The following is a 13229-nucleotide window of genomic DNA, read 5'->3' on the forward strand; positions in this document are numbered from 1 at the left end:
CGCTCATGGACCCGCACGATTCCGCCACATCACTAACCTGCGAGTGACCTTTGACCAACAGGAAGTGACATAGGGGTGAATTACGGGGGGTCGATGCTTTGGATTTCGTGTGGAACGTACGATCGGTGACCGTGCAAGGTTCGGAGACCCCTTCCCGTCGTGGCCGTCGCTCATCCACCATGGGCGGCATGCCGCTCAACGACATGCCCTGGTGGCGCTGGCGCAGCAACGTGCGTTCCGCGCTGCACATGCTCTCCGATCCTGGGTTCCAGCGAGACGTCTGGCTCGCCGGCGTCGACGGATACGGTGACGTCACCGACGCCGTCTACCGCCTGGTCGAGGACACCTGGCTGGACAGCTGGTCCGCCGAGAAATACGTCGGCACGATCTTCCGCGACTCGCAGGAGGCGGCGCTGGTCGACACCGCCGTGCTGCGCGTGCTGCGGATCATGCACCAGGTGGGGCCGGACGCGCCGGTGGAGGCGTACCTCAACCACCAAGGGTGGCCGGAGGCGGTACGAGCTGCACGCGACGCCCATATGCGGCTCGCGGTGAGCGACGGCGAGGACCCGGACGCGCCGCCGCGGACGCTCGAGGTGCTGCGGATCCTCACCCACACCGCGCAGAGCGCGTAGACCGCTCACCTCACCCGGTGCCCGGCATCGACGCCGGCATCCGTCCGGGTGGCGGGACGGGGATCCGCGTGGGCCCGTGCCCATGAGACCCTGGCCCGCATGAGTGAGCAGTCCACCCGGGCCGCGGCCCCCGCCGAGCAGTACGTCCTCACCCTCTCCTGCCCCGACAAGCAGGGCATCGTGCACGCCGTGTCGAGCTATCTCTTCATGACCGGCTGCAACATCGAGGACAGTCAGCAGTTCGGTGACCGCGGCACGGGTCTGTTCTTCATGCGCGTCCACTTCTCCGCCGACGCGCCGGTGACCGTCGACAAGCTGCGCGCGAGCTTCGCCGCGATCGGTGACTCCTTCCACATGGACTGGCAGATCCACCGGGCCGACGAGAAGATGCGCGTCATCCTGATGGTCAGCAAGTTCGGGCACTGCCTGAACGACCTGCTCTTCCGGGCCTCGATCGGCGCGCTGCCCGTAGAGATCGCGGCGGTGGTGTCCAACCACACCGACTTCGCCGAGCTCGTGGGCTCGTACAACATCCCCTTCCGTCATATTCCGGTCACGAAGGACACCAAGCCGGAAGCCGAGGCCAAGGTCCTCGAACTGGTCCGTGAGCTGGACGTCGAACTGGTGGTCCTGGCCCGCTATATGCAGGTGCTCTCCGACGACCTGTGCAAGCAGCTCAGCGGCCGGATCATCAACATCCACCACTCGTTCCTGCCGAGCTTCAAGGGCGCGAAGCCGTACCACCAGGCCCACGACCGCGGTGTGAAGCTGATCGGGGCCACCGCGCACTACGTCACGGCCGACCTCGACGAGGGCCCGATCATCGAGCAGGAGGTCGAGCGCGTGGGCCACGATGTGACCCCCGACCAACTGGTCGCGGTGGGCCGGGACGTGGAGTGCCAGGCGCTCGCACGCGCGGTCAAGTGGCACGCCGAACGCCGGATCCTGCTCAACGGCCGGCGGACGGTCGTCTTTGCCTGAGGCTCCGGCCCCTTCGCGTCTGCCTCACATCCGGCTCAGGGACGCGGCCGCGAACAGCACATCCCGGATCGCCTGCCGGTCGCCGACCTGTCCCGCGGCCGCCTCCTGGGGCGGCACATGGCCCGCGGCCAGCCGGCAGAACTCCACCCCGTCGAGCGCGACGTGCGCCACCTCGTGCTCGGGGGAGGCGACCGCCGAGTGCGGCGGGGCGTCGAGGGCGATCAGCCACTCTCCGCCGCCCGAGCCTTCGATCTCCAGGCGCAGGGTCCGCCCCGGCTCGCCCGCGGGCACGAGGTGGCGGGTGTGCCCGGGCGCGGCGAGTCCGGCCCGGCGCCGCGCCGCCAGGGCCGTGGGGAGCAGCCGCGCGCCCAGATCGATCATCTTGTTCAGATGACGCGGCGCCGGGGGCCCGTACGGATAGTGGATGGCGTTCGCGATGTCCTCCGCGTGCACCCAGCACTCGAAGGCACGGTCCAGCATCGCGTCGCGCAGCGGCAGCCCGAACCCGCCGTACGACACCGAGAGCCCGAGTCCGCGCCCGGCCGGGTCCCCGCCCGCGAAGGACAGGGCCCGCAGCAGATCGCGGCTCTGCTCCCGCCATGGACCGCGTACGGCACCGGTGGGCGGAAGGCGCGAGGTGCGCCAGTACGCCTCCGTGCGGGACTGCGGTGTGCCCTCCCCGACGTTCGCCTCCCCGAGCGGGTCGTCGAGCCCGAGCGCGACCGCCACCAGCCCGTCCACGGAGAGCAGATGGGCTATCACTCCGGCGACGGTCGTACGGCGGCCGGCCGGTCCCGTCCCGTCGAACCAGCGCAGGCGCACCGGGGCATGCCACTCGGCGTCGCCTATGTCCTGGAGCAGGGCGTCGAGGCGCGCGGCCTCGGCGTCGTACGCGGCGGCCCAGTCGGGCACCGGGACGCTGGGCGGGCGCCGGTCGAGGCAGCTCTCCAGGACACGGGTGCGCAGGCCGGGGTCGAGGTCGAGGCTGTCGGGGCGGTGCAGCAGCCGTACGGCCTCACGCAGCCGCCGAGCCTCCTCCGCGCACGGGCCGCAGTCACCGAGGTGCGCCTCGACGGCCGTCGTCTCCTCCGGCGAGCAGGCGGCGAGCGCCCAGGCGCCGAGCAGTGCCTTCAGCACCCGGTGTTCGAGCACGAGCGCCGTGGGAGGGGCCACCGGGCCTGGGGAGGGATCGGGCAGAGGAAGCCCGGTGTCCTCGACCGAGGGGCGCGGCAACGGGATCCGGGGCGTGCGGCCGTGTTCCTCGAAGCGGTCCGTCCCGGTCACCACGCGGCCTCCGCTTCGGGAGGGGTGCCCGAGGAACCCGTCTCATGGGCAGTGGACAGCAACTGCAGACCCAGGCGGAGGCGACGGCGGGCCTCGTCCCGCGTGATGCCGAGGTCGGTCGCGGTCTGGCGGTAGTCCCGGCGCTGGAAATAGGCACGCTCCAGCGCGGCGCGCAGCGGCACCGGCATCGAGGTGATGATGTAGTCCGCACGGGCCGCGACCGACGCGCTGCGCACCTTGCGCTCCAGCTCCTCCGTCGTCCCCCCGCCGTCCAGGGAGAGTGCCGCGGTCTCGGTGGCGCGCAGCCGCTCGACGGCGAGCCGCTGGGTGAGCGTGGCCACCCATGACCGCAGGGGGCCCTGCTTCGGGTCGTACGCCCCGGGGTTCTCCCAGAGGCGGGCGAACACCTCCCGCGTGACGCCGTCCACCGCGTCCTCGTCCCCGAGCACGCGGTGGGCCAGTCCGTGCACGAGCGAGGCGAACCGGTCGTAGCACTCACCGAGCGCCGCCGCCTCACCCCGGGCGAGCCGCTGTTGCATGTCGCGGTCCCACCGGGGCGGTGCGTCCTTTTTCGCCATGCGGCCCCCTCAGTCCTGCTCGTACGACCCCTCGAAATGTAGTCGGCACGTCTGACAACGCGGGACCCGTGGTCCGGGTGGGCGCCTACCCCGACAGTTGATGACCAGACATGAACGAATGGGACCGCTACTGAATGAATTGGCTCGTTTGCAACACGCTTTCGATCAGGACTTCGGTGTTTCATGGAGCAGGGTCGGGGCAGCCGCGCCTGAAGGAAGCGTAGGAAGTACTTCCGGTTTCTTGGTCGGATTGCAGGCAAGCGGGAGGCGTGGCGGTGACGCTCAAGGTGACCTTCTGGGAGCGCGGAGAGTGGGCCGTGCTCGAAGTGGCGGGCGAACTGGACCTCGTGACGTCACCGGTGCTGCGGCAGCGGGTGCACGACGCCGTGGCCGATGGCCGTCACCAGCTCGTGCTGGACCTTTCCGAGGTCTTCTTCTGCGACTCCAGCGGGGTCGGTGTGCTGATCGCCACGCGGCGGCTGATCCGGTCCTGCCAGGGGCGGCTGCGGCTGATACTGCCAGGGCAGGGCGGGGCGGAGGGTTCCCATGTGAACCGGGTCCTCGCCGCGCTGGGCGTGCGGCGTCTCTTCGATGTGCATCGGGATGTGACCTCGGCCACGGATGACGAGGCCCGGCCGTTGTCGGCGTGATCGCTGTCGCGTTGCGGTGTCCCTGCGGGTGCGTGGGGGGTTTGCGCAGTTCCCCGCGCCCCTATCAGGTGCGTTGCCGCCTGCGGGTCTGTTGTGGCTGGTCGCGCAGTTCCCCGCGCCCCTTGGCAGGTGCTTCGTGGCTGGTCACGTAGTTCTCCGCGCCGCTTGTCGGGTGCGTCGTGTGCGGCCATGTGGTGGCGGCGCGGATCGGTACGGCCCGGCGTTCCTGCGGGGCGCGCCTCAGCGCATCCGTGTCGCAAGTGGGCCACACTGTTGTCCCAGAATTCCTGCGATCTTGGTACAAGCGCCGCTTTCCGTCTCCACCGGAGGCCTCGGCGTCGTACGCTCCGTGCCGGATACAGCCCCGATGTGATGTAAGGCGGCCCGAGAACACATGGTCAGCACCGAGTACGAGCGCAGGATCGCCGCCCGGTTCGCCACCTTCGACCAGGACGGCAACGGCTACATCGACCGCGAGGACTTCAACGTCGCGGCCAAGGCCGTTCTCACCGAGTTCGGCACCGCGGCCCGTTCCGAGCGGGGACAGGCCCTGTATGCCGGGGGTGAGGCCTTCTGGCAGGGCATGGCCGGGATCGCGGACCGGGACGGGGACCAGCGCATCACGCGCGAGGAGTTCGTCGGCGGCGCGGTCAAGCGGCTGCGCGACAACCCCGAGCGGTTCGGGGAGATCGCCCGCCCCTTCCTGCACGCGGCGCTCGCCGTGGCGGACGGCGACCACGACGGCACGGCCACGGTCGAGGAGACCGTCCGCGTCCTGAGGGCGCTCGGGGTGCACGAGGACATCGCCCGGGCGGTCACCGCGACGCTCGACGCGGACGGCGACGGCAAGGTCGGCGAGACCGAGATCGTGGCCGCCTTCGCGCGTTACTTCACCGTCCCCGAATAGCGCTCGCGCAGCTTGTACTTGAGCACCTTCCGCAGGGTGTCGTTGCGCGGAAGGGCGTCCACCACCTCCAGTTGCTCCGGCAGCTTGTGGACGGAGAGCCCTTCCGCCCGGAGATACGCGGTGACGGCGGCAAGGGTCAGCGCCGCCGTCCCCGGCGCCTGCTCGGCCACCGCGCAGACCCGTTCACCGCGTTCCTCGTCCGGCAGGCCGATCACCGCGACGTCCTGGACGGCGGGATGCCGGTGCAGCAGGTCCTCGATCTCCTTGGCGGAGATGTTCTCCCCCTTGCGGATGATGACGTCCTTGAGACGCCCGGTGAGCACGAGGTGGCCGTCGGCGGTGAGCCTGCCGAGGTCGCCCGTGACGAGGAACCCGTTCTCGTCGAACGCCTCCTCCGTCTGTGCCGGGTCCAGATAGCCCTGGCAGACGGCTTCCCCGCGCAGGCGCACCTCCCCGTCCACGATCCGTATCTCCATCCCCTCCGGTGGCCGCCCCTCGGTGCTCGCCAGGTTCTCCGCGGAGTCGTCCGGCGACCCCATGGTGATCATCGGCACCTCGGTCATGCCGTACCCGTGCGTCAGCTGCACGCCCATCTCGCGGACGACGGAGTGGTAGAGCTCGGGGGGTTTGGGTGCCCCGCCGCCCGCCAGCAGCCGCAGCGTCGGGATCAGCTTCCCGCCCGGCCGTCTGCGCTGCTCCGCCAGGAACATCGAGTAGAAGGCCGTCGACCCGCCGGCCACCGTCACCCCGTGCCTGCGGTACTCCTCCAGCGCGTCGGGCAGCGCGAACTGCTCGAACATCACCGCCGGGAATCCGTACAGCAGCAGCATCACCGTGTAGTCGGGCCCGCCGATGTGCGCGTAAGGAAAGGCTATGGACCCCACGTCGTCCGGCGAGAGGTGCAGCGCGTGCGCGAGGCAGGAGCCGCCCGCGATCAGTGAACGGTCCGTGTGCAGTACGCCCTTGGGGTCGGAGGTCGTCCCCGAGGTCCAGTAGATCCAGCGGACCGAGGTGCCCTCGGCGGGCGGCGGAGGCAGCACGGCCGGGTCGCCGTCGGGCAGGCCCTCGCCGTCGTACGCCTCGAAGACCCCCTTCGCGCCGAGCCGCCGTGCCATCGCCGCGAAGTCGAAGCCCCGCCAGGTGCCCGGCACCGCGAAGAACTCCGCCCTCGACTCCCGTAGCGCGAAGCCGACCTCATGGTCCCGGTAGAAGGGGATGACCGGGCTCTGCACGGCGCCCAGACGGACGAGCGCGAAGGACAGCAGTGCCGTCTCGATACGGGTGGGCAACTGCCAGGCGACCACCGTCCCGGGACGTACTCCCATGCCGTACAGCCCCGCGGCCACCCGCTCGGCCCGTTCGCGCAGCTCGCCGAAGCTCAGGGAGCGGTCGCCCTGGAGCAGTACGGGCCGGTCGGGGGTGAGGGCGGCGCGCCGTTCGGCCAGTTCCCAGAGCGTCCGGGAGGCGCCCAGCGCGTGTGCGGTGTCGTTCACGGCGGCTCCCTGTGCCTGACGGGGCGAGTGAGCTGACGGGTAGTCAGATCGTGCGCAGAGCGTAGGACGCTCCGCCTTGTCGGTCCAGGGGTGCGGGACTAACCTGCCCATGGAGGAGAATCTGACGGTCCATCAGATATATGCCCGCCGGACGGAGGGGACTCATGACCGAACTGCCCCGCATCATCAGCGTCGACGACCATGTGATCGAGCCCGCGCACCTCTTCGACACCTGGCTGCCGCAGAGGTACCGGGACCGCGGCCCCAGGCCGCTCACCGCGGGGATCGGCGAACTCGCCTACATCGGCGGCAAGTACCAGATCACGATGGACCCGGAAGGGCCACCGGCCGACTGGTGGATCTACGAGGACCTGAAGTTCCCGTACAAGCGCAACATCGCAGCCGTCGGCTTCGACCGTGACGAGATGACCCTGGAGGGCATCACCCGCGAGGAGATGCGTCCCGGCTGCTGGGACCCGGCCGAGCGGCTCAAGGACATGGACCTCAACCATGTCGAGGCCAGCCTCTGCTTCCCGACCTTCCCGCGCTTCTGCGGCCAGACCTTCGCCGAGGCGCACGACAAGGAGGTCGCCCTGGCGTGTGTGCGCGCGTACAACGACTGGATGGTGGAGGAGTGGTGCGGCGGCAGCGGCGGCAGGCTGATCCCGCTGTGCCTGATCCCCCTGTGGGACATCGACCTCGCGGTCGCCGAGATCAGGCGCAACGCCGCCCGCGGCGTACGGGCGGTGACCTTCTCCGAGATCCCCACCCACCTCGGGCTGCCCTCCATCCACTCCGGCTACTGGGACCCCTTCTTCGCGGTCTGCGAGGAGACCGGGACCGTCGTGAACATGCACATCGGTTCCTCGTCCCAGATGCCTGCCGCCTCCCCGGACGCCCCGCCCGCCGTGCAGGCGTCGCTCTCCTTCAACAACGCCATGGCGTCGATGATGGACTTCCTCTTCAGCGGGGTGCTGGTCAAGTTCCCGCGCCTCACCCTCGCCTACTCCGAGGGGCAGATGGGCTGGATCCCGTACGCCCTGGAGCGCGCCGACGACGTCTGGCAGGAGCACCGTGCCTGGGGCGGCGTCCGCGGCCTGATCCCCGAGCCCCCGTCCACGTACTACTACCGGCAGATCTACTGCTGCTTCTTCCGCGACAAGCACGGCGTGGCGTCCCTCGACACGGTCGGCCGGGACAACGCGACGTTCGAGACCGACTACCCGCACGTCGACTCGACCTTCCCGCACACCAAGGAGGTCGCCCTCGACCACGTCAAGGGCCTGGACGACGAGACGGTCCACAAGCTGATGCGCGGCAACGCCATCCGCATGCTCGGACTCGACCTGGACCGCTAGTGGACCTCGCCTACTCGCCCGCGGAGGAGGAGTTCCGGGCACGGCTGCGGGAGTGGCTCGCCAAGGCCCTTTTGGCACTGCCCCCGAAGCCGTCCCCCGACGACTGGCCGGGCAGACGCGCCTACGACCTCGGCTGGCAGCGGATGCTGTACGACGCCGGCTACGCGGGCCTGCACTGGCCCGTGGACGCGGGCGGGCGCGGCGCCACCCCCACCCAGCATCTGATCTTCCTGGAGGAGACCGAGAAGGCGGGCGCGCCCTACGTGGGGGCCAACTTCGTGGGCCTGCTGCACGCGGGGCCGACGATCGCCGCCGAGGGCACACCCGGGCAGCGGGCGCGCTGGCTGCCGCCCGTGCTGCGCGGCGAGGAGGTCTGGTGCCAGGGGTTCAGCGAACCGGACGCCGGTTCGGACCTCGCGTCGCTGCGCACGCGCGCGTGGCGCGACGGCGACACCTATGTGGTGAGCGGTTCCAAGATCTGGACCTCGCACGCCGAGGTCGCCGACTGGTGTGAACTGCTGGTGCGCACGGACCCGGACGCGCCCAAGCACAAAGGCATCACCTGGCTCGCGCTGCCCATGGACGCGCCCGGCGTCACCGTAAGGCCCCTGAGGACGCTCGCCGGTTCGACGGAGTTCGCGGAGGTCTTCCTCGACGAGGTGCGGGTGCCGGTGGCCAACCGGGTCGGCGAGGAGAACGACGGCTGGCGCGTGACCATGGTGACCCTCTCCTTCGAACGCGGCACGGCGTTCGTGGGCGAGGTGGTGGCCTGCCGTCGTGTCCTTGGTGAACTGGCCCGCGAGGCGCGGGGCAACGGCCGCTGGGACGACGCGGCGCTCAGGCGGCGGCTGGGCAGGCTCAACGCCGAGTTCCGCGCGCTGTGGCGGCTCACGCAGTGGAACGTGAGCGAGGCGGAGCTGACCGGCGGAGTGCCGGGCGTGGGAGGGTCGGTCTTCAAGCTTCGCTACTCGCACGCGCGCCAGGAGCTCTACGACACCGCAGCCGAGGTCCTGGGCGCCGCGTCCCTCGACCTCGACCGGCCCTGGGTCCTCGACCGGCTGTCGTCGCTGTCCTACACGATCGCGGCCGGCACCTCGCAGATCCAGCAGAACATCGTGGCCGAACGCATTCTGGGGCTGCCGAAGGGGCGGTGACACACCCGTGCGCTTTTGGAAGGGGCGGTGACACAACGGTGCACTTCCAACTCACCGACGATCAGCAGGCGCTCAGGGCCGGGGTGCGTGACCTGCTCACGGGCCGCTTCGGTGCCGACGCGCTGCGCGCCGCCGTCGCCCGGCCCGGTGTCCTCGACCGCGCGCTGTGGCGCGAGCTGGGCGCGGCGGGCTTCTTCGCGCTGCGGCTGCCGGAGGCGGACGGCGGGGTCGGACTGGGACTGCCCGAGGCGGTGCTCGCCTTCGAGGAGGCGGGCCGGGTGCTGCTGCCCGGGCCGCTGGTGGCCACGCATCTCGCGGCCGGCCGGGTGGCGGGCGCGGCGACCGGGGAGACGGTGGTCACGGCCGCCGCCTCCGGCGGGCTGGTGGAGTGGCTGGCGGAAGCGGACGTCGTGGTGGGGGACGCGTCCGGTGCCGTACCTGTCGCGTCGGTGGACCCGCTGACCCCGCTGCACCGGCTGCCTGCGGCCCCGGGCGGCCCGGCCGGTGACGCCCCCGATCCGGTCGCGGTCCTCCTCACCGCCGCCGAACAGCTCGGCGGCGCCGCCCGTGCCTGCGAGCTGGCCGTGAAGTACGCGCGGACCAGGGAGCAGTTCGGACAGCCCATCGGAGCATTCCAGGCGGTCAAGCACCTCTGCGCACAGAGCCTGGTGCGCGTGGAGACGGCCCGTGTAGCGGTCTACGCCGCCGCGGTCACCGCCGACCCCCTGGACATCGCCGCCGCCCGGCTGCTCGCCGACGAGGCGGCCGTGCGCGGCGCCCGCGACTGCCTTCAGGTGCACGGAGGCATGGGCTTCACCTGGGAGTCGGAAGTGCACCTGTTCCTGAAGCGGGCGTGGGTGCGGACACAGCGCACGGGGACGAGCACGGAGAGTGATGAACTGCTCGCCGCGGAACTGCTTTCGGGGATGAAGTAGAGGATCTCCGTGGAGCCGCCGGGGCCCCTGGGCAGGCATTTCTCGGGCGAGGTCCGGGCGGGGTGCGGGCCGGGCGGCAGGAATGTCGCGGATCGTGGCGCTTTGGCATCACAGAGCGTTGATATCGGGTTGTGTCCTATGCGTGACTTGTCACGGACTGGAGTCGGCGGGCGGCTCCGGTACCTTGTGTGGGATGCGAGCCGTACCGAGCCCGATTCACCCCGGTGTGACCCCAGTGGTGGCGCCGGATCCGGTGATGCGCGCGGCTCCGGAGGCAGGGCTGACGGTCGTGCCTGCCTGTTCGACTCGTCACGGCAAGCGTCGCACAGTATGCCGCACGGGTACTCCTTCGCGCTGGAATATGCCCGAAGCGCTTGTTGGGGTGACTGTACGTCAACCATGCTGTCGTGCGAGGGAATCACGGTCCGTGATCCTGGTTCCTGCCATGCAGACAATGACCACGATCGTGGCTCTTGTGAGGCGCGAGGCGATGTGCCCGCCGGTTCGGATGGTGTGAGCGGTGCAGGTGCTTCAAGTGCAGCTGGAGATCCGGCCCGACCCCGCGGAAGTGGGGCGGGCTCGCCAATGGGCCCGCTCCCGGCTCGCCGGGTCGGGCATAGCGGCCGATGAGCCGCTCGCCGAGACGCTGATCCTGCTCGTCTCCGAGTTGGTCACCAACGCGGTGGTGCACACCGGGTGCCCCGCCGTGCTGCGGCTGCTGCTGACGGGGATGCGGGACGACCCCTCGGGCGCCGTGGCCGGCATGGTCCGCCTGGAGGTGGCCGACGCCAGCGCCCGCCCGCCGGAGCCCCGGCATGCGACGGGTGACGAGACCGGTGGTCGCGGCCTGGAACTGGTGGACGGCCTCGCGGACCGGTGGGGCTGGGACCAGGAGGGCGTGGGCAAGCGCATCTGGTGCGAACTGGACCGCTGTGCGGCGTCGGTCGCGGGCAGGGCCGCGGTGTGCGGGGCCGATGTGGTGGCGGCGGAGTTCGCGTACGGGGTGCTCTGAGGACCCTCCCTGGGCCACCGGGCTTTCTTCGCTCGTCCGGCTCGAAGGCCGACGTTCCCGCGGGGCGCGGGTAGGGCGTGCGCTCCTGCGCGCATGTGCTCGGGCGCGCCGGTATGCGCTTCCGTGCGCGTTCTCACAAAAGGGAAGTAAGTGAGGAATCTCTGAACGGCTGTTGACGCCGAGTGTCCGTTTCATCACGCTTATGTTCGGCGGTTCGCCGCGAGGGGACGCCGAGGGCTCCGGTGACGGGAGCCCTCGACGGTGCGGATCGTGTTGCGGTGCTGCCTACAGGATGGCCACCGGAGCCACGGGGGTTCCCGTACCGCCGACGAACGGTTCGGGCATCGCCGACAGAAGGAAGGCGTAGCGCCCCTCTTCTCCACAGGCTGTGGACAACTCTTCGAGATTCCAGTTCTGGCCCTGGTGCATCCCCATCTCCACGAGGTCGAGGGCGTGCACGGGCAGCCACAGATCCTCGATCTCGGGAGGGAAGATCTCAAAGGTGAGCGTGTCGTTCGCGACGGCCGCCACATCGCGCGCGTGGAACCACTCCGGAGTGCGCATGGACAGTCCCGGCGACGGGTACCCGTACGCGTGCTTGTCGCCCGCGAGACAGGTCTGGATCTGCCCGGTCCGTACGAGCACGATGTCGCCGGCCCGCACACGCGTCCCGGCGAGTTCCTCTGCCGCCTCGAGGTCCTCGGGTGTCACGGCGTGCGCGCCGTCCAGCCGTGGCACACCCAGTGCGCGGGGTACGTCGAGCAGCACCCCGCGCGAGACGATGTGCCGGGGCTTGTCGATCCCCGCGAACTGCGCACCGCCATGGGCCGTGATCGAGTCGGCGGGGCGGCCGTTGTAGAGCTTCCCGGAGTGCGAGACGTGCGTCAGCGCGTCCCAGTGGGTGGCTGACTGGAGCCCCATCGTCACGGCGTCGTCGCTGCACGCCACGGTGTCGGGACCGAAGATCTCCTGGTTGATCTGCACCATCACATGCAGGGGATTGACCCGCCCCGGGATGACGCCGGTCTGCACACCGTCCTGCTCGAGCGGCAGGGCGAGCGGAACGCGCCGCCCGCTGCGGACACAGGCCGCCGCCTCCCTGACCACCTCGTCGGTGATGAGGTTCAGGGTCCCGATCTCGTCGTCACGCCCCCAACGCCCCCAGTTGTTCACGCGCTTGGCCATCTCATGGAACTCGGCAGGCAGTGACATGAGTCCTCCCCGGGGCTTGTCTCCGCGCGTCCGGCGGGTCATAGAATCTAACGAACCGTCAATCTAACGAACCGTCAGAAAGCGCGGGAAGGGTCCGGGCATGGGGAACTTCTTGGCAGGCAAGGTCATCGCCGTGACCGGCGCGGGCCGCGGCATCGGGCGAGCGGTGGCGCTGGCCGCGGCGGCGCAGGGCGCACGCGTCGTCGTCAACGACTACGGGGTGTCGGTGGAGGGCGCCTCGCCCACGAGCGAGATCGCCGAGGCCGTCGTCAAGGAGATCGGGGCGGCGGGCGGAGAGGCCGTCGCGGTGGCCGACGACATCTCGACCATGGCCGGCGGGCAGCGGTTGGTGGACGAAGCCCTGGCCGCCTACGGCCGCCTGGACGGCGTGGTGTGCGTGGCGGGCATTCTGCGCGAACGGATGCTCTTCAACATGACCGAGGAGGAGTGGGACCCCGTGGTCGCCACCCATCTCAAAGGCACGTTCACGGTGTTCCGCGCCGCGTCGGCGGTGATGCGCTCCCAGCGCTCCGGCACGCTGATCGGCTTCACCAGCGGCAACCACCAGGGCTCGGTCGCCCAGGCCAACTACAGCGCGGCCAAGGGCGGCATCATCTCCCTCGTACGCAGCGCAGCACTGGGACTGCACAAGTACGGCGTGACGGCCAACGCGGTGGCACCGGTGGCCCGGACGCGGATGTCGGCGAACGTCCCCATGGAGCTGAAGGAGATCGGCGAACCGGAGGACGTGGCCGCCCTGGTCGTCTACCTCCTGTCGGACCGCGCCCGGCAGGCACGCATCACCGGCCAGGTGTACACGATCGCGGGCCCGAAGCTGGCGGTGTGGGCCCAGCCGAGGGAGCTGAGGGCGGCGTACGCGGAGGGCTCCTGGACCCCGGAGACCATCGCCGAGTTCCTGCCGACGTCGGTGGGCACCGACCCGATGCCTCTGCTCGCGCAGCTGGAGGAGATGGAGAGGGCGGCACGGGAGGGCACGCGACCCAACGCGTGAACCCCCCTCACCCACCGA

The 13229-nt window shown here is 70.4% G+C and carries 13 protein-coding genes; 9 read left to right on the plus strand and 4 right to left on the minus strand.

Annotated features, from left to right (window positions below; genetic code table 11):
• The first annotated feature begins 125 nt into the window (after positions 1-125).
• On the plus strand, positions 126-635 hold the full coding sequence (locus ABZ845_RS12980) for a hypothetical protein (protein ID WP_360977296.1): 510 nt from the start codon (positions 126-128) through the stop codon (positions 633-635).
• 99 nt (positions 636-734) lie between these two features.
• Positions 735-1616, plus strand: a complete 882-nt coding sequence (gene purU / locus ABZ845_RS12985) for a formyltetrahydrofolate deformylase (protein ID WP_360977299.1) — start codon at positions 735-737, stop codon at positions 1614-1616.
• Between the two features lie 24 nt (positions 1617-1640).
• Here purU and ABZ845_RS12990 read toward each other — a convergent pair whose 3' ends face one another.
• Together ABZ845_RS12990 and ABZ845_RS12995 are read right to left on the minus strand one after the other, a co-directional pair.
• Positions 1641-2903 (minus strand): maleylpyruvate isomerase N-terminal domain-containing protein, encoded by a 1263-nt coding sequence (locus ABZ845_RS12990; protein WP_360977302.1) that lies wholly within the window; start codon positions 2901-2903, stop codon positions 1641-1643.
• On the minus strand, positions 2897-3478 hold the full coding sequence (locus ABZ845_RS12995; protein WP_360977305.1) for a sigma-70 family RNA polymerase sigma factor: 582 nt from the start codon (positions 3476-3478) through the stop codon (positions 2897-2899). The genes ABZ845_RS12990 and ABZ845_RS12995 overlap by 7 nt, the downstream gene beginning before the upstream one ends.
• Before the next feature lie 269 nt (positions 3479-3747).
• Here ABZ845_RS12995 and ABZ845_RS13000 point away from each other — a divergent pair, with 269 nt between their 5' ends.
• Both ABZ845_RS13000 and ABZ845_RS13005 read left to right on the plus strand, forming a co-directional pair.
• Entirely contained in the window at positions 3748-4128 is a 381-nt protein-coding gene (locus ABZ845_RS13000; RefSeq protein WP_360977308.1) for an STAS domain-containing protein, read from the plus strand.
• A gap of 394 nt (positions 4129-4522) precedes the next feature.
• Complete coding sequence (locus tag ABZ845_RS13005) at positions 4523-5035, plus strand: EF-hand domain-containing protein (protein WP_360977311.1); 513 nt, start codon at positions 4523-4525, stop codon at positions 5033-5035.
• Here ABZ845_RS13005 and ABZ845_RS13010 read toward each other — a convergent pair.
• Positions 5014-6528 (minus strand): AMP-binding protein, encoded by a 1515-nt coding sequence (locus ABZ845_RS13010; protein WP_360977314.1) that lies wholly within the window; start codon positions 6526-6528, stop codon positions 5014-5016. The genes ABZ845_RS13005 and ABZ845_RS13010 overlap by 22 nt on opposite strands.
• A gap of 164 nt (positions 6529-6692) precedes the next feature.
• Here ABZ845_RS13010 and ABZ845_RS13015 point away from each other — a divergent pair, with 164 nt between their 5' ends.
• The 4 genes from ABZ845_RS13015 to ABZ845_RS13030 all read left to right on the plus strand — a co-directional run bounded on the left by ABZ845_RS13015 (position 6693) and on the right by ABZ845_RS13030 (position 10987).
• Positions 6693-7886 carry an amidohydrolase family protein gene (locus tag ABZ845_RS13015; protein ID WP_360977317.1) on the plus strand — a complete coding sequence of 398 codons (1194 nt, stop codon included), beginning with the start codon at positions 6693-6695 and terminating at the stop codon, positions 7884-7886.
• Positions 7886-9040, plus strand: coding sequence for an acyl-CoA dehydrogenase (locus ABZ845_RS13020; protein ID WP_360977320.1), 1155 nt, complete (start codon positions 7886-7888; stop codon positions 9038-9040). The genes ABZ845_RS13015 and ABZ845_RS13020 overlap by 1 nt, the downstream gene beginning before the upstream one ends.
• 38 nt (positions 9041-9078) lie before the next feature.
• A complete protein-coding gene (locus ABZ845_RS13025; protein WP_360977324.1) occupies positions 9079-9975 on the plus strand; it encodes an acyl-CoA dehydrogenase family protein in 897 nt (298 codons plus the stop codon).
• A 520-nt stretch (positions 9976-10495) separates the two neighbouring features.
• A complete protein-coding gene (locus tag ABZ845_RS13030) occupies positions 10496-10987 on the plus strand; it encodes an ATP-binding protein (protein WP_360977327.1) in 492 nt (163 codons plus the stop codon).
• 285 nt (positions 10988-11272) lie between these two features.
• Here ABZ845_RS13030 and ABZ845_RS13035 read toward each other — a convergent pair whose 3' ends face one another.
• On the minus strand, positions 11273-12199 hold the full coding sequence (locus ABZ845_RS13035) for a cyclase family protein (protein WP_360977330.1): 927 nt from the start codon (positions 12197-12199) through the stop codon (positions 11273-11275).
• A 100-nt stretch (positions 12200-12299) separates the two neighbouring features.
• On the opposite strand from ABZ845_RS13035, the gene ABZ845_RS13040 reads away from it, so the two are divergent.
• The gene (locus tag ABZ845_RS13040) at positions 12300-13211 is read left to right on the plus strand and encodes an SDR family NAD(P)-dependent oxidoreductase (protein WP_360977333.1); all 912 of its coding nucleotides are present in this window, start codon (positions 12300-12302) and stop codon (positions 13209-13211) included.
• Positions 13212-13229 lie beyond the last annotated feature (18 nt).

This window comes from Streptomyces sp. NPDC047022, assembly GCF_040644155.1.
Taxonomy (GTDB): domain Bacteria; phylum Actinomycetota; class Actinomycetes; order Streptomycetales; family Streptomycetaceae; genus Streptomyces.

Coding starts and splice junctions, on each gene's coding strand:
- ABZ845_RS13035 (WP_360977330.1), bottom strand. CDS start 12,199: ATGTCACTGCCTGCCGAGTTCCATGAGATGGCCAAGCGCGTGAACAAC.
- ABZ845_RS13040 (WP_360977333.1), top strand. CDS start 12,300: ATGGGGAACTTCTTGGCAGGCAAGGTCATCGCCGTGACCGGCGCGGGC.
- ABZ845_RS13005 (WP_360977311.1), top strand. CDS start 4,523: ATGGTCAGCACCGAGTACGAGCGCAGGATCGCCGCCCGGTTCGCCACC.
- ABZ845_RS12995 (WP_360977305.1), bottom strand. CDS start 3,478: ATGGCGAAAAAGGACGCACCGCCCCGGTGGGACCGCGACATGCAACAG.
- purU (WP_360977299.1), top strand. CDS start 735: ATGAGTGAGCAGTCCACCCGGGCCGCGGCCCCCGCCGAGCAGTACGTC.
- ABZ845_RS13015 (WP_360977317.1), top strand. CDS start 6,693: ATGACCGAACTGCCCCGCATCATCAGCGTCGACGACCATGTGATCGAG.